The following is a 17,695-nucleotide window of genomic DNA, read 5'->3' as shown; positions in this document are numbered from 1 at the left end:
GGCCCGCCGCGCCGCTAGCGTGGGCGGGCCCGCCCTTTGCGACGATCATGACTGAATCCAATCCGCTTTCCCGGCTCGCCGATCCGAGCCTGTTGCGCGCGCTCGCCTATGTCGATGGCGCATGGTGCGGCGCCGACGACGCCCGCACCTTCGCCGTCAACGATCCCGCCACCGGCGAGAAGATCGCCGACGTGCCGCTGATGACCGGCGTCGAGACGCGCCGTGCGATCGAAGCCGGCGAACGCGCGCAGCGCGGCTGGCGCGCGCTCACCGCGGCGCAGCGCGCGGCCATCCTGAAGCGCTGGCACGCGCTGATGGTCGCGAATACCGACGACCTCGCGATGATCATGTCGGCCGAGCAGGGCAAGCCGCTCGCGGAAGCGAAAGGCGAGATCGGTTATGCAGCGTCGTTCATCGAATGGTTCGCCGAGCAGGCCAAGCGGGTCGACGGCGACGTGCTCGCCTCGCCGGCCACCGACAAGCGGATGCTCGTGACGAAGGAGCCGATCGGCGTCTGCGCCGCGATTACACCGTGGAATTTCCCGGCTGCGATGATTACGCGCAAGGTCGCGCCCGCGCTCGCCGCCGGCTGCGCCATGATTGTGAAGCCGGCCGAAGCCACGCCGCTGTCGGCGCTCGCGCTGGCCGAACTGGCGCATCGCGCCGGCGTGCCGGCCGGTGTGTTCAGTATCGTCGTCGGCGATCCGCGCGCGATCGGCGCGGAGATGACCAGCAACCCGATCGTGCGCAAGCTCTCGTTCACCGGCTCGACGCCGGTGGGCCGACTGCTGATGAGTCAGTGCGCGCCGACGGTCAAGAAACTCTCGCTCGAACTGGGCGGCAACGCGCCGTTCATCGTGTTCGACGATGCCGACCTGGACGCGGCAGTCGAAGGTGCGCTCGCCTCGAAGTACCGCAATGCCGGGCAAACCTGCGTCTGCACGAACCGCTTCTATGTACAGGACGGCGTGTACGACGCGTTCACCGAAAAATTCGCGGCGGCGGTCGGCCGCATCAAGGTCGGCAACGGGTTCGAGGCCGGCGTCACGCAAGGCCCTCTCATCAACGAGGCCGCCGTCGAGAAGGTCGAAGCGCATATCGCCGATGCGGTGGCGCACGGCGCGCGCGTGCTCGCCGGCGGCAAGCGTCATACGGCCGGCAAGCTCTTCTTCGAGCCGACCGTGGTCGAGGGCGTCACCGCGTCGATGCGCTTTGCCAGCGAGGAGACCTTTGGCCCGGTCGCCCCGCTCTTCCGCTTTCACGAGGAGCGCGAAGCAATCGAGGCGGCGAACGCCACCGAGTTCGGTCTTGCCGCCTACTTCTACAGCCGTGACATAGGCCGGATCTGGCGCGTGTCCGAGGCGCTCGAATACGGGATGGTCGGCATCAACACCGGCCTGATTTCGAACGAAGTCGCCCCGTTCGGCGGCGTCAAGCAATCCGGCCTCGGCCGCGAAGGCTCGAAGTACGGCATCGAGGAATATCTCGAGATCAAGTACCTGTGCATGGGCGGCCTCTGAGCGATGCCGCTTCGGCAGCAGGCTGCCAGCCGGATTCATTACGTCAAGACCACCGCCCAGCGCTCGTTCGACAGCAATCCAGACGCCGCCGGGGCGCCATGCGTCAGTGGGCGGCGTCGCGTTGACATCCGTAATACTGTTATGCAATCATACAATCACACCAATTTACCCACCTGCTGGGTTTCACGCTAAGGAGACAGAATGTCATCATCGCCTCACGATCTTTCGCGAACGGCAACGGCCGGCGGTGCTCCGCGTAATCTGCAGGAACATATCTCCCGGCTGGAAGCCAAGGGGCTGCTGACTCGCATCGAGCGGCCGATCAACAAGGATACGGAACTGCACCCGCTAGCGCGCTGGCAGTTCCAGGGCGGGCTGCACGAAGATCAGCGCCGCGCTTTCCTGTTCACCAACGTGGTCGACGGCGACGGCCGGACTTATGACATCCCGGTGCTGATCGGCGGGCTTGCCGCCTCGCCGGAGATCTACGCTACCGGCCTGGGCTTGCCTGTCGAGCAGATCGGCAAGGCCTGGACGGAGGCGATCGCCGAGCCGGTTCCACCCGTCATGGTGGAGCAGGCGCCCTGCCAGGAGGTGGTGATCAGCGGCGATGCGCTGAAGGAAAACGGCCTGTCGCGTCTGCCGGTGCCGGTTTCCACGCCAGGCTTCGACGCGGCGCCCTATCTGACCGCGACGCTCTGCGTGACCAAAGATCCCGACAGCGGCGTCCAGAACATGGGCACTTACCGCGCCGCACTGAAGTCGGAAGACCGCTTGGGTGTGCGCATGGCGAGCCGCCTGTCGGGTGCCGGTGGCTATCTCCATTGGGAGAAATATCGGGCCAAGGGCGAGCAGATGCCGTGTGCGATCGTGTTGGGCTGCGCGCCCGCCGTGCTGTTCACCGGGCCGCAGAAGCTCCAGATCGACCAGGACGAGATGGCCGTTGCCGGCGGCCTGATGCGCGCGCCGGTCGAGGTGGTGCGCTGCAAAACCATCGATCTCGTCGTTCCCGCCGATGCCGAAATCGTGATCGAAGGCTTGATCGACACCGATGCGTTGGAGCCCGAAGGCCCGTTCGGCGAAAGCCACGGCCACATCGCGCTCGAAGACTACAACATGTCCATGCACGTCACGGCGATCACGATGAAGAAGAAGCCGGTCTTCGTCTCGATCATCAGCCAGGTCACGCCCAGCGAAAGTTCCGTGCTGAAGAAAGTGGCCTACGAGCCCTTATATCTCGAGCATCTGCGCAAGGTGATGGGCGTGCGCGGCATCGAGCGGGTGGTGATGCACGAGCCGCTGACCAACCTGCGCAAGGTGATCTTCCTCCAGTTCGCGCGCGGCACGCAGCAGGCGGAGGTCTGGCGCGGCCTGCAAGGGGCCGCGACACTGCAGGCGCAGTGCGGCAAGCTGGTCATCGCGGTCTCCGAGGATATCAACCCGGAAAACGCCGATGCGATCTTCTGGTCGTTGGCCTATCGGTCCGACTTCACACACGACCTGCACGTGACACCCTATCGCGCCAGCGGTCACGGCCCCAAGTCCGGTCGCGCGCCGCTCGAAAGTACGCTGCTGATCGACGCGACGCTGAAGCACGCCATGCCGCCGCTGGCGCTGCCCACCGAGCCCTACATGAGCGCGGCACGCAAGATCTGGGAAGAGCTGCAACTCCCCTCCCTCACGCCGCAGTCACCCTGGCATGGCTATCACCTGGGCGACTGGGACAAGCGCTGGGATGAGTATGCAGAGGCGGCGACCTCCGGCGGCTGGCGCGAGACGGGCGAGCGCACCTGGGCCAACCGGCGTGGCGGCGTGAAGCCGGAAACACCGGTGCGTGAAGCTTCGGGCGGCCACGGCGAATGAGCACCAACGTGCCAACCGAAGGTAAACAGCCGTTGGAGCAGAGGCATCCGGAGACCGCCATGACTCAAAAGAATACCGTCGATATCGCCCAGGTCGTCGAGACGCAGGAACGCAGCTGGTTCACCGTGACCCTCTTCGTTCTGTGCGCCCTCGTCATGCTGGCGGACGGCTTCGACAATCAGGCTTTGAATTACGCCGCCCCCGGCATCATCAAGGAATGGGGCATCAACCGGGCCCTGATGACGCCCGTGTTCAACGTCAGCATCGTCGGCTGGATGGCGGGTTCGGTCGTCTTCGCCATGCTGGCCGACCGCATCGGCCGGCGGCGCGCCATCCTGCTGGCTACCACGCTGTTCGGCGCCTTCACGTTCGCCGTGCCGTTCGCCCACAACCTGGTCGAACTGTCGATCCTGCGCTTTTGCGCTGCGCTCGGCATCGGCGGCGGCATGCCGATGGCGGTCTCGCTGATCACGGACTACGCCCGCTCGGGTAAGCGGGGGTTGATCATTACCCTCCTCTATCTCGGCTACACCGCGGGCTCGTCCGGCGGCGGCCTTCTCGCGGCGGAGATCATCCCGGCTTATGGCTGGCGCTCGGTCTTCTATCTCGGTGGCGCGGGCGCCGTGGTGGCGGGCATCATCCTGTTCGCCGGCCTCCCGGAATCCATCCGCTACCTGATCCTGCGCAACCCCTCCAGCAAACGCATCCTGGCCTATGCCCGTAAGCTGAAACCCAGCGCGCAATTCGCGGACGACACGCGCTTCACCATCCAGGAGCAGGCGCGCACGGGTGTGCCGGTGACGCACCTCTTCACCGAGGGCCGTTCGGCCATGACCGCTTTCCTGTGGCTGGCGCTTGGCTTTTCCTTCGTCACCCACTTCTTCCTGTCGCAGTGGATGACGACGCTGCTCACCGACGAGATCGGCTTCGCCAATGCGGCCCGCAGCCAGGCCCTGTTCCAGCTTGGTGCCGGCTTCAGCTGGTTCTTCGGCTGGATGATCGACAAGAAAGGCGTACGGGTGATGACGCTGACGATGATCCTCGGCGCCATTCCGGTGGCGGCCCTCGGGTTGGCCGTGGGTACGGGCGCCAGTCTCACCATGGCGATGGCGCTGGTCTCGGGTCTGCTGGTCCTGGGGGGAAATATCGGCCTCAATGCCATTTCGAGCATGATCTATCCGACCTTCATCCGTTCGACCGCGACCGGCGCCTCCTTCGCGGTGGCGCGCATTGGCGCCATCCTCGGCCCGCTGCTCGCCGGTGTCCTGATCGCCATCGGAACGCCGATCGGAACGATCTTTCTTCTCGCTGCGTTGCCCATGCTGGCGGCCGGTGTCGCCTGTTTCATGCTCAACAGAACTATCACGCCAGAAGCCGCGCGAGAAATGTCTTTGCGCTCGGCGCTGTCGCGACACTGACGGGTTACTTCCGAAGCCCAGGTTACGGTCAGGCAATCACCCGGTATTTTCATGGATAGCGTCAATCTCGAAGTGCTGAAGGCGAGCGTTCGCTGGATCGAGGGCGGCCAGCGCGTGCTGCTTGTCACCGTAGTCAGGACGTGGGGTTCGTCGCCGCGGCCCGAAGGGGCCATGCTGGCGATTTGCGAGGACGGCTCGGTGGTCGGCTCGGTATCCGGCGGCTGCATCGAGGACGACCTGATCGACCGCGTGCGCCGGCTCGGCATCGGACCGACGCGCCCGGAAGTCCTCAAATACGGCATCTCCGCCGACGAGGCGCACCGCTTCGGCTTGCCGTGCGGCGGCACGATCGAGCTGGTGCTCGAGCCGCTGACGCGCGCAAGCGGCATCGACGATCTGTGCCGGCGGGTGGCTGCCGGGCAACTCGTCGCGCGCTCGCTCGATATGAAGAGCGGCGCGGCTAGGCTCGTGCCGGCGCACTCGACCGACGGCGTCGATTTCGACGGGCGCAGGCTCCTGACCGTTCACGGCCCACGTTACCGGATGCTCGTGATCGGTGCCGGTCAGCTCTCGCGATATCTTTGCCAGATCGCACTCGGGCTCGACTATCAAGTGACCGTCTGCGATCCGCGCGAGGAGTACACCGACGCCTGGCACGTACCCGGCACGACGCTCGTGCGTACGATGCCGGACGACACCGTGCTCGATATGAAACTCGACGAGCGCTGCGCCGTGATTGCGCTCACACACGATCCGAAGCTCGACGACCTCGCTCTGATGGAGGCGCTGCGAACGCCCGCGTTTTACGTTGGCGCGCTGGGTTCGCGCCGAAGCAATGCCGCGCGGCGTGAGCGGCTGGAAACGTATTTCGATTTCGGTAACGAAGAACTTACCCGGCTGCGTGGACCCGTCGGCATTTTTATCGGCAGCCGGACGCCGCCCGAAATCGCGGTGTCGATACTGGCCGAGGTGACGGCGGTCAAGAACGGTGTGGCGTTGCCGGATGGATTACGGGTCGAAGAGGCAAAGGCCGCGCTTGATATCGTGGCCAATCAACAGACGAGCTGCACCGTGGGCGCGCGTCGCTGATTCATGTTGTGGATGTGGCTGAAAGATTGAAGCAGGTCATCCCAAGTTTTGGCACGCCCCGCCAGAGCGGTCATGGTGTGTTGACGAGACCTATCTGAAGATCCGTGGCCGGTGGCTCTATCTGTATCGGGCAGTGGATCGGGTCGGCCAGACAGTGGACTTGTCAGTTCGATCTTTCCGCTCTCGGGCTCAAGGACGCCACCGCGTCCTCGGCCTGGAATGCACTCCCGTTCAATCAATAAGGCATCCATATCTATAAGAAACATTTCGGCCACGCCACCTATGTACACCAGAGCCGAAAGACGCAGGCATGGTCTACCATCATGCCGCGAGGAATTCCCGGAGGACCGAGGCTAGCGCGCAAAGGGGCCGATTCCTATATTCGCCAAGCCCAATGGTCAGTTTTTTGAAGGCGAGCCACGCGCGCGGATTACCTCCTCGGTATCAAGCGTGTCGTCCCGGTTAACGTCGCCTGTCCGTCGGGCACCTCACCGCCTGAGTCGCCAGGCGTCGTTCCGCGTGAATTGAATAGCCACTTTCTGGGTGGAAACGACGTATGAATGTCGGAGCGACGGTGCAGGCGAATGCCGCTTCCTGGCCGACGACAGGAGAATCCGACTGTCGCTATTGCGTGGATCGGATCTAGCGAACGAGGAGTACCGGCACGTCGCAGCGTGCCAACACGCCAGTCGCTACCGAGCCAAGAATGACGTTCGCAATCCACGAGTGGCCGTGGGAACCCATCACGATGAGATCCTGATGCTCGTTCCTGGCGAATGCGGCGATGGTTTCTGCAGCGTGACCGATGGCGTACTGAGTCGTAATGGAGAGCGAATGAAGTTTTGCTGACTCGCGCAACGGCGCCAGTACATTCTCAGCCTCGTCACGATAGTACTCTTCGACGATAGGACGGTTCAAATACCGTGTTGCGTGTACGGGAATTGGAGCGACAGCCGTAAATGCCGTATAGGTATGTCCTGGCCCGAACAGCGTGCCATGGCTTGCAACGTAGTCAAGTGTGCGTTGCGTGAACTCACTACCGTCCACCGGCAAGAGAATATTCATGGCGGACCTCACATAAGCCGGCTGGAGCGGTCATGATAGCACCGGACACGGCTGCGACTCGTTCAAGCGCGAGGGTGAAAAGTGAGCCCGCTATGTCGCGCAGGCTCATCTGAAAGCGAAAGTACCGTGCACAAAGCGTAAATACCTCGCGTGGCTCAGGGCTCTGGTTTCAACGCTTAAAGGGCCTCATGCAAGCCGGTTTACCCTCGTCACGCAAAAAACTGTGGATCGCGAATTGAATTTGTCACAAGTGGCCGACGGGCCGCGACGCGCGGCGGGTCGCCGATTTGCATCCCAGCACAAGCGACAGCCCACACGAGAACGGACGTAAGCTTGTTCATGACGTCTCCCTCTTTCGAACAACGCATGGCAGAACCAATGACGCGCAACTGTATGTACAGGCGCACTTCAATGTTCCGCCGTTGAGCAGCACGTCCACGTCCCTGTTCTTCCGGAAAACAGGCTGCGCCCAACCCCAGCGCGCCTCAATGCGCGATTCCCTCGTGTCTAGCCGTGAGGCACGCGTCGGAAATCCGCGCGACTTCATGCTTGATCCAGCTTTTTCGTGCAAAAGCGTCTCAATAGACATGAGGGTTCCAGACGGCCCGAACCCAAAGAGAAATCGCATACTATTCAAATGATCAAGCTCTGAGTGCTGCGCCACTGTCCGCTCTGCGCCGCTTCATTCATTTTGCTCCAATTCAACGGCTGGCCGGGTTCGACCCTTTGAGCCGTTCGGAATCGACTCGTGAGCGGCAGTTTCCGGCTGCCCGACATGAGCCAGTCGCTTCACGTCCTGAAGGACGCGTGATTTTTCCGCGCGTTTGGCATAATTACTGTTGGGGAACTTCCTGACCCAACATCGCTCCAGCAGAGCAATCACATGTCCAACGATAAAGAACTGCCCGCGTCACGGTTCGCCTGGAGGTTCTCGAGGCCGGGCGACGAGTTCGATCGAAGCTTGCCGGAAGCGCATTCCTCCATCACCGTGCCGCAGGGTGGGCACTGGCTGCGCAGGCTTGCCGCATTCGCAGGTCCCGGTTACATGGTCTCCGTCGGCTATATGGATCCGGGCAACTGGGCAACCGACATTGCCGGCGGCTCGCGCTTCGGCTACACACTGCTCGCGGTGATCCTGCTGTCGAATCTCATGGCGATCCTGCTGCAGGCGCTATCGGTGCGTCTAGGGATCGCGACTGGGCGCGACCTAGCGCAGGCGTGCCGCGCGCATTATTCGAGGCCCGTCAATATCATGCTGTGGCTCGCCTGCGAAGCGGCGATCATCGCATGCGATCTCGCTGAGGTGATCGGTACGGCTATTGCGCTGCAATTGCTCTTCGGAATCCCGCTTATCGCCGGCGCGCTTATCACCGCGTTCGACGCCTTTGTGCTGCTGCTCCTGATGAACAAGGGCTTCCGCTTTCTCGAAGCCTTCGTTATCGCGCTGCTGCTCGTGATCGCGGTGTGCTTTGCGGTGCAGATCGTCGCGGCGGCGCCGCCGGTCATGGCCGTGCTGCGGGGCTTCGTGCCCTCGCCGGAAATCGTGACCAACCGCGAGATGCTCTATGTCGCAATCGGCATCATCGGCGCGACGGTTATGCCGCACAACCTGTATCTGCACTCGTCGGTCGTGCAGACCCGGGCATACGCGCGCGACGATGAGGGACGGCGCGATGCGATCAGATGGGCCACGACGGACAGCACCATTGCGCTCATGCTCGCGCTCTTCATCAACGCGGCGATCCTGATGGTCGCAGCGAGCGTGTTTCATGGTACCGGCCACACGGACGTCGCCGAAATCGGTGAGGCCTACAGGCTTCTTTCGCCGTTGCTCGGGCTCGGCATCGCATCGACGCTGTTCGCGCTTGCACTGCTCGCCTCGGGGCTCAATTCGACCGTGACGGCGACGCTCGCGGGGCAGATTGTCATGGAGGGCTTTCTCAGGCTTCGCATGCCCTACTGGGCGCGCCGGCTGGTCACACGCGGCATCGCAATCGTGCCGGTCGTGGTCGTCACCGCTCTCTACGGCGAGAAAGGCACGGCGCAGCTTCTGGTGCTAAGCCAGGTGATCCTCTCGATGCAGCTTCCGTTCGCCATTATCCCGCTCGTGCGCTTTACATCGGACAAACTCAAAATGGGCGCCTGTGTCACCCCACGATGGATGACGCTGCTCGCGTGGCTTGTAGCGGGCGTCATCGTGATACTCAACCTCAAGCTCCTGGTTGATACGGTCTCCGGATAGCGCGGGCGCTCGCCGTGGCAGCCGCAAAACTTGAAATCGATGATTTCGCCCGCTATACCTCAAAGCATCAGTCGTAATCTGTAAGGAAATAGCGTTGCCTTGGCGCTATCGAAGTTTCCCGGTGGTTGTGAGACCTCGAATGGACTACGAGCGGGGCGCGAATCCTAAGATCAAAAAGGAAAGCCATGTACCAGCAGACCTATGACCCGTTGGGCAATGCATTCCTTTCCACGATCGTTGCCGCGATCCCGATTCTGACGCTACTCTATTTCATTGCCTTGCACCGCCGCCGTGATACGCAGGGCAACGTGCACTTGGGCATCTCGGCGCCCTATGCGGCTTTTTTCGGCGTCGTCGCCGCCTTTATCATCTCGTGTCTGGTTTTCCGGATGCCGGTGGTGACGGCCATCTCGGCCTTTGCGCTGGGCTCCCTTTCTGGATTTCTGGGAATTATCTGGATCGTCCTGGCCGCAATGTTCCTCTACACGATGAGCGTTGTTACCGGGAAGTTCGAGATCGTCAAGGAGTCGATCGTCCACATTTCGTTCGATCGCCGACTGCAGTGCGTATTGATCGCCTTCTCATTCGGCGCAATCATCGAAGGCACGTCGGGCTTCGGGACACCCGTCGCGATCGCAGGGGCAGTGATGGTAGGCCTCGGCTTCAAGCCATTTCAGTCCGCCGTGCTGAATCTGCTCGCCAATACCGCGCCGGTCGCCTGGGGCGCGATCGGCACGCCGATCATCACACTCGCGGCCGTGAGCGAACTCGATCAGGTCACGCTTTCCACGATGGCGGGCCACCAGTTGCCGTTCGTGTCGGTTCTCGTGCCCTTCTGGCTGGTCGCGACGTTCGTGAAGATGGAAGGCGGGTCATGGAAGCAAGTCTTCGAAGTCTGGCCGGCAATGCTGTGCGCGGGTGGATCGTTTGCGCTCATGCAGTTCTACGCTTCCGGGAGCACCGCACTCCATTTGATGACCGACGTGGTATCCGGCGTCTTTTCGGTGATCTGCACGGCGCTGTTCCTGCGCTTCGTCTGGCAACCAAAAACACGCTTCCTGCTCCGCTCCGAACGTGAGGCACTCGCGTTGGCAAGCAAGAGCACGGCAACCACGACGACAGAAAGCACCACGTGGAAGTACAGCTACTCAGCCGCCGAAACCGCCTATGCGTGGATGCCGTGGGTGATTCTGATCGCCTGTTGTGCACTGTGGGGCGTACCGGAGTTCAAGAAGTTCCTCAACAACCTGTTCGCCGGAGTCACATTTTCCACGACGCTGCTCGGCTCTCCGCTCAAGGGGTCGTTGTCGCTGCCTGTGTGGGACATGCCCGCGCTGCATAACCTCGTGCAACGGATGCCGCCTGTCGTACCCGTCAACGCGAAAGCGGAGGCGGCCCGATTCACGATCAACTGGTTGTCCGCCGCGGGCACAGGCGTTTTTGTTGCAGCGGTGCTTTCCGGTCTCGCACTCAGGTTGAGCGCAACGCAATGGAAGGACGCCTTCATGCAGACCATGCGCAGGATGAAGATCCCGGTGCTGGTCATTGCCCAGGTACTCGGCTTGGGGTTCCTGACGCGCTACTCAGGCACGGATGCAGTCCTCGGTCTTGCATTCACGGGTGCCGGGGTTCTCTATCCGTTCTTCGCGGCGTACCTGGGTTGGCTCGGTGTATTCCTGACGGGCTCCGACACGGCGTCAAACGCCCTCTTCGGCAGCTTGCAGCGCATCACCGCGCAGCAACTCAATCTGAACCCCATCCTGATCGTGGCGACAAACTCGACGGGCGGTGTAATGGGCAAGATGATCGACGCACAATCCATCATGGTCGCGTGCGCCGCCTGCTACGACGATCCGAAGGAGCGGTCGTTCGCGCTTGGACCGATTTTCCGGACTGTATTCTTTCATTCGATCGCTGGCGCGGCGGTGATCGGCGTGATTGCCATGCTGCAGGCGTATGTCTTCCCGGGGATGATTCCGGTACCACCCGCCGTCAAATGAATGCACAAAGCCAGGTCAACGATTGTCTTGATTCTGGAACGATCGCAAAGTGTAGGATCACGATGCGACAGCAACGTATGTCGGACTGGTTGTAAGTCCCCGACGCGGCCGATGCGCTCGTGGAGAAGCTACCGAGGTAGATGGTCCGTCGTAGCTGGTCGAGCACCGGGATTCGTGTGGCAGATCGCAACCGCAGGTCAGCGAGCGCATCGCTTTCGACCACGATGACGCATGCACCTCCGCCAACCGAAACACTCAATGCGCCTTCGCAGGGCTGATGTCAGTCGCCGTCCGCCGCTGCCTCTATTTTGCACTCCGCAAGCTCCTACCGAAAATACTGTCGCAACGGCATAAAGCCAAACCGGCGTCCGTATCGAAACAACGAGCCGGGACCGGTGCGTATGACACGCTGTTGGTCTATCCGTATTTCATTCAACCATTCGACGGGGGAAGCCCTCGCCGAGGCTCAGGAACCCGGGCCTGCAATTCCTCGCACATCAACCAGACGATGTCCATCGCGCGGTCGAGCACATCCGTCAGCGAAACCGGGAAAACCCCTGGGCGACGCGGTTAAGCTCCCTGCCCCGTTCTGTCACGGTTTCAGCGTTCACGTCGAATGATCATTACCCTTGGGATAACAGACGCGTCCCAAGCGTCATTGAACCAGTGCACCTCGCTCCCTAGACTTGCCTCATGTCTTGAGCGAGAGTCCACATGTCCAGTCAAAGTCAGACCCAATCCCGCTGGGCCACGCGCCGTGCGGAAAAACATCGCCGCCTCGCGCAGGTTGCATCGATCGCGGATGGCATGGTGCTACCCACCGAGCGCATCGTCGATGTCCTGCAAGCGCTCGTCGCCCCGGGCGACCGCGTGGTCGTCGAGGGCAACAACCAGAAACAGGCGGATTTCCTGTCGCGTTCCCTCGCGAAGGTCGATCCGGAAGTCGTCCACGACCTGCATCTCATCATTCCGAGCGTGAGCCGCGCCGAGCATCTCGATCTCTTCGAGCGCGGCATCGCCAGAAAGCTCGACTTCGCGTATGCCGGCGCGCAGAGCCTGCGCATCTCGCAGTTCCTGCAGGACGGCATCCTCGAAATCGGCGCGATCCATACCTACATCGAACTCTATGCGCGGCTCTACGTGGACCTCACGCCGAACGTCGTGCTGTGCGCCGGCTACAAGGCGGATCGCGAAGGCAATCTCTACACGGGTCCGAGCACCGAAGACACGCCGTCGCTCGTCGAAGCCGCCGCGTTTCGCGACGGCATCGTGATCGCACAGGTCAACGAGATCGTCGACGATCCGAAGGACTTGCCGCGCGTCGATATCCCCGGCTCGTGGATCGATTTCGTGGTGCAGGCCGACAAGCCGTTCTTCATCGAGCCGCTCTTCACGCGCGATCCGCGCCTCATCACGCCGATCCAGGTGCTGATGGCGATGATGGCGATTCGCGGCATCTACGAGAAGCATCAGGTTCAGTCGCTCAATCACGGCATCGGCTTCAATACGGCCGCGATCGAACTGATCCTGCCAACCTACGGCGAGAAGCTGGGTCTCAAGGGCAAGATCTGCCGCCACTGGACACTCAATCCACATCCGACGCTGATCCCCGCGATCGAAACCGGCTGGGTCGACAGCGTGCACTGCTTCGGCGGCGAACTCGGCATGGAAGCCTACGTCGCGCAAAGGCCCGACATCTTCTTCACCGGCCACGACGGCTCGATGCGCTCCAATCGCACGATGTGCCAGCTCGCGGGGCAATACGCGGTGGACATGTTCATCGGCTCTACGCTGCAGATGGATGGAGAAGGCAACTCGTCGACGGTGACGCACGGGCGGCTCACCGGCTTCGGCGGCGCGCCCAACATGGGCCACGATCCGCACGGCCGGCGCCACGCGACGCCCGCGTGGCTCGATCTGCTGCAGACGGACAGCCCGCTGGAGCGCGGCCGCAAGCTCGTCGTGCAGATGGTCGAGACGTTCCAGGCGGGCGGCCAGCCGACCATCGTCGAATCGATCGACGCCGTCGAGGTCGGCCGCGAATCCGGCATGCCGCTCGCGCCCGTGATGATCTACGGCGACGATGTCACGCACGTGCTGACCGAGGAAGGCATCGCGTATCTCTACAAGGCGCGCTCGCTCGACCATCGCAAGGAGATGATCGCGGCCGTCTCGGGCGTCACGCCGATCGGTCTCAGGAGCGACGCAGGCAAGCTCGCGGCGCTGCGCCGCGATGGCTTCGTCGCGCTGCCCGAGGACCTCGGCATCCACCGCAGCGAAGCGAGCCGGTCGCTGCTCGCCGCGAAGAGCATGGCGGATATCGTCGACTGGTCGGACGGGCTGTACGAGCCGCCCGCACGCTTTCGGAGCTGGTAATGCGCGAAAACCTCGCAATGAACGCGGCGCGGCCGTTGCGTCAGGCGCCGGACCTGGCCGACCGTTTCGGCGCGCATGTGGTGGAAGCGCTGATTGACGAAGTCACGCTCGCGCCGAAGCCCGGACTCGTCGATATCCACAGCCGCGGCGCGCATCTCGATCTCGACTGGAAACTGATGTGCGCATCGGCACTCGCATTGCAGCCGACGTTCGTCGAACTGGCGCGTGCAGGCATCGAAACGCAACCGCTGCTCGCGCTGCGTGAGCGCATCGGCGTAATCGGGCGCGTTGGCGAAGCGCGCATGCTCGATGCGACCGGCGGCGTGAATACGCATCGCGGCGCGATCTGGGCGCTCGGGCTGCTCGTGACCGGCGCAGCGCGTGAACCGGCGGACCTCGCGCCGGGGGCAGTCGCCGCACGCGCCGGATCGATTGCGCGCGTGCAGGATCGCCACGCGCCCGCGCTGACCGGCAACAAGGGCGAGCAGGCGTGCCTCGACTACAACGTCGGCGGCGCGCGCGGACAGGCGCAGGCCGGCTTTCCGCACGTCGTGGACGTCGCGCTGCCGGAACTCGTGCGTTCGCGCATGCGCGGCGACAGCGAAACGGCCGCGCGCCTGAACGCGCTGCTCGCCGTGATGGCGAGCCTCGACGACACCTGTGTGCTCGCGCGCGGCGGACCCGACGCGCTCGCCGAGATGCAGGACGGCGCGCGGAGCGTTCTGGAGCAAGGCGGCGCCGCGGCGCTCGCGGGGCGCCGCGAACTGAAGGCGCTCGACCGCCGTCTCGTCGAACTGCACGTATCGCCCGGGGGAGCCGCCGACCTGCTCGCCGCCACGCTCTTTCTCGACCGGCTTCAACGCGAAGCCGCTCATACGTCGAACACATAGGAACACACATGGAAACCATCGTCCTTGAATTCCCGGCGGGGCAACCCGTACAAGGCCGCGCGCTCGCGGGCGTCGTCGCCTCGGGCGACCTCGAAGTGCTGCTCGAAGCGAACACGGCGCACCGCACCCTCGTGAGCGTCACGACTTCCGTCGACGGCAAGGGCCGCCTCTGGCAGGCCGTGCTCGAACGCATCTTCGGCGATGGGTCGCTCCCCGCCGCGAAGCTCGAAATCAACGACTCGGGCGCGACGCCGGGGGTCGTGCAGATGCGCATCGGGCAGGTCTTCGAACAACTGAAATCAACCGGCGGAGCGCGATGATCATGGATACACAGCAACTGCTCGAACGCCAGAGCTTCATTGAGCTCGACGCGCGCAGCCGCGCGAAGAAGCTGCTCGATGAAGGCACCTTCAGCGAACTGATCGATCCGTTCCAGCGCATCACGTCGCCGTGGCTCATGCGCCAAGGCATCGTGACGCAGGCCGACGACGGCATGGTAGTCGCGAAGGGAACCATCGACGGGCAGCCAGCCGTCGTGCTTGGCATCGATGGCGGATTCCAGGGCGGCAGCATGGGCGAGGTGTCGGCGGCGAAGATCGCGGGCAGCCTCGAACTCGCCGCCGAGGACAACCGCAAAGGCATCCCGACGCGCGCCGTCATCCTCTTCGAAACGGGCGGCGTGCGCTTGCAGGAAGCCAATCTCGGGCTCGCCGCGATCGCGGAAATTCACGCAGGCATCGTCGACTTGCGGCGCTACCAGCCGGTGATCGGCATCACGGCCGGGCCGATCGGCTGCTATGGGGGCATGTCGATCGCGGCGGGACTGTGCAGCTATCTGATCGGCACCCGCGAAGCGCGCCTGGGCCTCAACGGCCCGGCGGTCATCGAACAGGAAGCGGGCATCGCCGAATTCGATTCGCGCGACCGTCCGATGATCTGGAGCTTCACCGGCTGCGAGCAGCGGCATCGCACGGGACTCGTCGACGACTACGTCGCCGACGACGCCGACGCGATCCGCGCGGCCGTCATCGAACGCTTTCGCGCGGGGCGGCCCGAGGCATGCCGCAGCGAGCGCGTCGCGGGTTTTCTGACGCGGCTTTCCGAGGTCGATCCGGGCGTGCAGGCCACGCCGGAGCAGGCGGCCGCCATCTACGGCAAGGGGTTTCAGTTATGAGCACACAAGAGCTTTCGAAGCGCGGCGCAGTCTGGCTCGACGCGCTCACTTACAGCGCGCCGCTGCAGGCCGGTTATCCGCCTTCGGTGCGGGTCGCCGATGCGCGGTTGGGCGACCATCCCGCGCGCTTCATCGCCGTGGTGCCCGATCCGGACAATCCGTTCCCGCGGGCACGCGGCGGCGAGGTCGGTCTCGTCGAAGGATGGGAAGTGGCGCGCGCGGTTCGTGAGGTCGTCGATGCGGATAGCAAGCGTGGAGAAAAGCGCGCGATCGTCGCGGTGATCGACGTGGCGAGCCAGGCGTACGGCCGGCGCGAGGAAGCGTACGGCATCCACCAGGCGCTCGCCGCCGCCGCCGATGCTTACGCCAGCGCGCGTCTTGCGGGCCATCCGGTGATCGGGCTGATCGTCGGGCGCGCGATGTCGGGGGCGTTTCTCGCGCACGGCTATCAGGCCAACCGCCTCATCGCACTCGCCGATCCGAAGGTCATGGTCCACGCGATGGGCAAGGAATCGGCGGCGCGGGTCACGCTCCGCTCGGTCGCCGATCTCGAAGCGTTCACGGCGCGCGTCCCGCCGATGGCCTACGACATCGACAACTACGCATCGCTCGGGCTGCTCTGGAAACTCCTGAGCGTAACCAACGCCGATGCGCCGACCAACGCCGATCAGACCACCGTCGAGAAGGCGCTGCAAGCCGCTTTCGACGACATCCGCAACGACCCGTCTCGCGGTCTGGAAAGTCGGCTCGGCAGCGAGCACCGCGCGACCTCCGCGACGGTTCGCCGCAAGCTGCGGGAGCAATGGCGGTAGAGCTTCACTTCTCGCACCGGCTCGTCAGAAGCCAATAAAGGTATTACAGGAGACATGAAATGATCATCTATGGAACTGCACTTCTCGCGTTCTGCCATCTCGCGGGACTCTTCCTCGGCGACCTGCTCGGCGTCGCGATCGGCGTGAAGACGAACGTCGGCGGCGTCGGCATTGCGATGCTGCTGCTGATTTTCCTGAAGCTCTATCTGCAAAAGAAGGGACTGCTGCCGAAGGAAACCGAATTTGGCGTCGGCTTCTGGGGCGCCATGTACATTCCCGTCGTCGTCGCGATGGCGGCTAACCAGAACGTCGTGGCCGCGCTCAAAGGCGGCCCCGTCGCACTGCTTTCGGCATTGGGGGCTGCGGCCGTCTGCGCATGCTGCATCGCCGTTCTTTCCCGCACCGGTCGCGATAGCACGTCGTTCGTGAACGCTCCGCATCTTGAAGAAATCTGAATCAGGAGTCAGTCATGTTGCAAATTCTCGATAAAAATCTGATTCAGAACGGCCTCGTCACTGCGTTCGCGCTGGTGGGCCTCATCATGTGGGTGTCGTCGCTGATTTCGCGCAAGCTGACCTTCGGCCGCGTGCACGGCTCGGCAATCGCCATCGTGATCGGCCTCGCGCTCGCCTATGTCGGCGGCGCCTTCACAGGCGGGCAAAAAGGTATCGCCGACCTGCCGCTCTTTACCGGCATCGGTCTGATGGGCGGCGCGATGCTGCGCGACTTCGCGATCGTCGCGACCGCGTTCGAGGTGCAGGCCACCGAGGCGCGTAAGGCGGGACTCATTGGCGTGGTGTCGCTGCTGCTCGGGACCGTGCTGCCGTTCATCGTCGGCGCAAGTATCGCGCATGCGTTCGGCTACACCGATGCTGTCAGCATGACGACCATTGGCGCGGGCGCGGTCACGTATATCGTGGGACCGGTGACGGGCGCGGCGATCGGCGCGAGCTCGGATGTGATCGCGCTCAGCATCGCGACGGGCCTCATCAAGGCGATCATCGTGATGATCGGCACGCCGCTCGCGGCCGGTTTCATGGGACTGAAGACGCCGCGCTCCGCGATGATCTTCGGCGGCCTGGCGGGCACGGTGAGCGGTGTGAGCGCGGGGCTCGCCGCGACCGATCGTCGGCTCGTGCCTTACGGGGCGCTGATCGCGACGTTCCATACGGGCGTCGGCTGCCTGCTCGGACCTTCGCTGTTGTTCTTTGCGACTAAGGCTTTGATGGACGCTTGATGGCCCGGG

At 63.5% G+C, this 17,695-nt stretch carries 14 protein-coding genes and 2 pseudogenes; 14 read left to right on the top strand and 2 right to left on the bottom strand.

Translation table 11 applies throughout. The features are described from left to right. Positions 1-47 precede the first annotated feature (47 nt). The 5 genes and pseudogenes from ACQKRQ_RS25755 to ACQKRQ_RS25735 all read left to right on the top strand — a co-directional run. On the top strand, positions 48-1,520 hold the full coding sequence (locus tag ACQKRQ_RS25755; RefSeq protein ID WP_427480259.1) for an NAD-dependent succinate-semialdehyde dehydrogenase: 1,473 nt from the start codon (positions 48-50) through the stop codon (positions 1,518-1,520). A gap of 201 nt (positions 1,521-1,721) precedes the next feature. Then, on the top strand, positions 1,722-3,383 hold the full coding sequence (locus ACQKRQ_RS25750; RefSeq protein ID WP_408181249.1) for a UbiD family decarboxylase: 1,662 nt from the start codon (positions 1,722-1,724) through the stop codon (positions 3,381-3,383). A gap of 59 nt (positions 3,384-3,442) precedes the next feature. Next, complete coding sequence (locus ACQKRQ_RS25745; protein ID WP_132381356.1) at positions 3,443-4,801, top strand: MFS transporter; 1,359 nt, start codon at positions 3,443-3,445, stop codon at positions 4,799-4,801. 51 nt (positions 4,802-4,852) lie between these two features. Then, on the top strand, positions 4,853-5,890 hold the full coding sequence (locus ACQKRQ_RS25740; protein ID WP_427480257.1) for an XdhC family protein: 1,038 nt from the start codon (positions 4,853-4,855) through the stop codon (positions 5,888-5,890). Positions 5,891-5,960: 70 nt separating this feature from the next. Next, positions 5,961-6,051 (top strand): annotated as a pseudogene (locus tag ACQKRQ_RS25735) (DDE-type integrase/transposase/recombinase); the annotation flags it as partial. A gap of 481 nt (positions 6,052-6,532) precedes the next feature. Here ACQKRQ_RS25735 and ACQKRQ_RS25730 read toward each other — a convergent pair. Continuing rightward, the gene (locus ACQKRQ_RS25730) at positions 6,533-6,955 is read right to left on the bottom strand and encodes a universal stress protein (RefSeq protein ID WP_132380895.1); all 423 of its coding nucleotides are present in this window, start codon (positions 6,953-6,955) and stop codon (positions 6,533-6,535) included. Between the two features lie 883 nt (positions 6,956-7,838). Between ACQKRQ_RS25730 and ACQKRQ_RS25725 the strand changes: the two genes are divergently transcribed. Both ACQKRQ_RS25725 and ACQKRQ_RS25720 read left to right on the top strand, forming a co-directional pair. Then, on the top strand, positions 7,839-9,197 hold the full coding sequence (locus tag ACQKRQ_RS25725; RefSeq protein ID WP_427480255.1) for an Nramp family divalent metal transporter: 1,359 nt from the start codon (positions 7,839-7,841) through the stop codon (positions 9,195-9,197). A 185-nt stretch (positions 9,198-9,382) separates the two neighbouring features. Further along, on the top strand, positions 9,383-11,197 hold the full coding sequence (locus ACQKRQ_RS25720; protein WP_427480253.1) for an L-lactate permease: 1,815 nt from the start codon (positions 9,383-9,385) through the stop codon (positions 11,195-11,197). Between the two features lie 103 nt (positions 11,198-11,300). Here the strand turns inward: ACQKRQ_RS25720 and ACQKRQ_RS25715 are convergent. Further along, a pseudogene (locus ACQKRQ_RS25715) lies at positions 11,301-11,725 on the bottom strand (hypothetical protein); the annotation flags it as partial. 186 nt (positions 11,726-11,911) lie between these two features. Between ACQKRQ_RS25715 and mdcA the strand changes: the two are divergent. From mdcA to madM, 7 genes are read left to right on the top strand one after another with little or no spacing between them, the layout of a single operon-like run. Next, entirely contained in the window at positions 11,912-13,573 is a 1,662-nt protein-coding gene (gene mdcA, locus ACQKRQ_RS25710; RefSeq protein ID WP_427480251.1) for a malonate decarboxylase subunit alpha, read from the top strand. Beyond that, on the top strand, positions 13,573-14,463 hold the full coding sequence (locus ACQKRQ_RS25705) for a triphosphoribosyl-dephospho-CoA synthase (RefSeq protein WP_132380903.1): 891 nt from the start codon (positions 13,573-13,575) through the stop codon (positions 14,461-14,463). Before mdcA ends, ACQKRQ_RS25705 begins: the two co-directional genes overlap by 1 nt. Positions 14,464-14,471: 8 nt before the next feature. Then, positions 14,472-14,783, top strand: coding sequence for a malonate decarboxylase subunit delta (locus ACQKRQ_RS25700; protein WP_427480249.1), 312 nt, complete (start codon positions 14,472-14,474; stop codon positions 14,781-14,783). A gap of 2 nt (positions 14,784-14,785) precedes the next feature. Further along, a complete protein-coding gene (locus ACQKRQ_RS25695) occupies positions 14,786-15,637 on the top strand; it encodes a biotin-independent malonate decarboxylase subunit beta (RefSeq protein WP_408181241.1) in 852 nt (283 codons plus the stop codon). Beyond that, on the top strand, positions 15,634-16,449 hold the full coding sequence (mdcE, locus tag ACQKRQ_RS25690; RefSeq protein WP_427480246.1) for a biotin-independent malonate decarboxylase subunit gamma: 816 nt from the start codon (positions 15,634-15,636) through the stop codon (positions 16,447-16,449). Before ACQKRQ_RS25695 ends, mdcE begins: the two co-directional genes overlap by 4 nt. A gap of 59 nt (positions 16,450-16,508) precedes the next feature. Further along, positions 16,509-16,904, top strand: coding sequence for a malonate transporter subunit MadL (madL, locus tag ACQKRQ_RS25685; protein ID WP_132380911.1), 396 nt, complete (start codon positions 16,509-16,511; stop codon positions 16,902-16,904). Between the two features lie 14 nt (positions 16,905-16,918). Next, complete coding sequence (gene madM, locus ACQKRQ_RS25680) at positions 16,919-17,686, top strand: malonate transporter subunit MadM (RefSeq protein ID WP_132380913.1); 768 nt, start codon at positions 16,919-16,921, stop codon at positions 17,684-17,686. Positions 17,687-17,695: the final 9 nt, after the last annotated feature.

The organism is Paraburkholderia sp. NPDC080076 (genome assembly GCF_050281145.1).
GTDB lineage: Bacteria > Pseudomonadota > Gammaproteobacteria > Burkholderiales > Burkholderiaceae > Paraburkholderia.
Note: the sequence above shows the minus strand (reverse complement) of the source record. Positions and strands in the feature narration are given on the sequence as shown.

Excerpts from the sequence above, each read along its gene's own strand:
- madL (WP_132380911.1), top strand. The coding sequence starts at position 16,509 with ATGATCATCTATGGAACTGCACTTCTCGCGTTCTGCCATCTCGCGGGA.
- ACQKRQ_RS25720 (WP_427480253.1), top strand. The coding sequence starts at position 9,383 with ATGTACCAGCAGACCTATGACCCGTTGGGCAATGCATTCCTTTCCACG.
- ACQKRQ_RS25755 (WP_427480259.1), top strand. The coding sequence starts at position 48 with ATGACTGAATCCAATCCGCTTTCCCGGCTCGCCGATCCGAGCCTGTTG.
- madM (WP_132380913.1), top strand. The coding sequence starts at position 16,919 with ATGTTGCAAATTCTCGATAAAAATCTGATTCAGAACGGCCTCGTCACT.
- ACQKRQ_RS25730 (WP_132380895.1), bottom strand. The coding sequence starts at position 6,955 with ATGAATATTCTCTTGCCGGTGGACGGTAGTGAGTTCACGCAACGCACA.
- mdcA (WP_427480251.1), top strand. The coding sequence starts at position 11,912 with ATGTCCAGTCAAAGTCAGACCCAATCCCGCTGGGCCACGCGCCGTGCG.
- ACQKRQ_RS25725 (WP_427480255.1), top strand. The coding sequence starts at position 7,839 with ATGTCCAACGATAAAGAACTGCCCGCGTCACGGTTCGCCTGGAGGTTC.
- ACQKRQ_RS25695 (WP_408181241.1), top strand. The coding sequence starts at position 14,786 with ATGGATACACAGCAACTGCTCGAACGCCAGAGCTTCATTGAGCTCGAC.
- ACQKRQ_RS25705 (WP_132380903.1), top strand. The coding sequence starts at position 13,573 with ATGCGCGAAAACCTCGCAATGAACGCGGCGCGGCCGTTGCGTCAGGCG.
- ACQKRQ_RS25700 (WP_427480249.1), top strand. The coding sequence starts at position 14,472 with ATGGAAACCATCGTCCTTGAATTCCCGGCGGGGCAACCCGTACAAGGC.
- ACQKRQ_RS25745 (WP_132381356.1), top strand. The coding sequence starts at position 3,443 with ATGACTCAAAAGAATACCGTCGATATCGCCCAGGTCGTCGAGACGCAG.
- ACQKRQ_RS25750 (WP_408181249.1), top strand. The coding sequence starts at position 1,722 with ATGTCATCATCGCCTCACGATCTTTCGCGAACGGCAACGGCCGGCGGT.
- ACQKRQ_RS25740 (WP_427480257.1), top strand. The coding sequence starts at position 4,853 with ATGGATAGCGTCAATCTCGAAGTGCTGAAGGCGAGCGTTCGCTGGATC.
- mdcE (WP_427480246.1), top strand. The coding sequence starts at position 15,634 with ATGAGCACACAAGAGCTTTCGAAGCGCGGCGCAGTCTGGCTCGACGCG.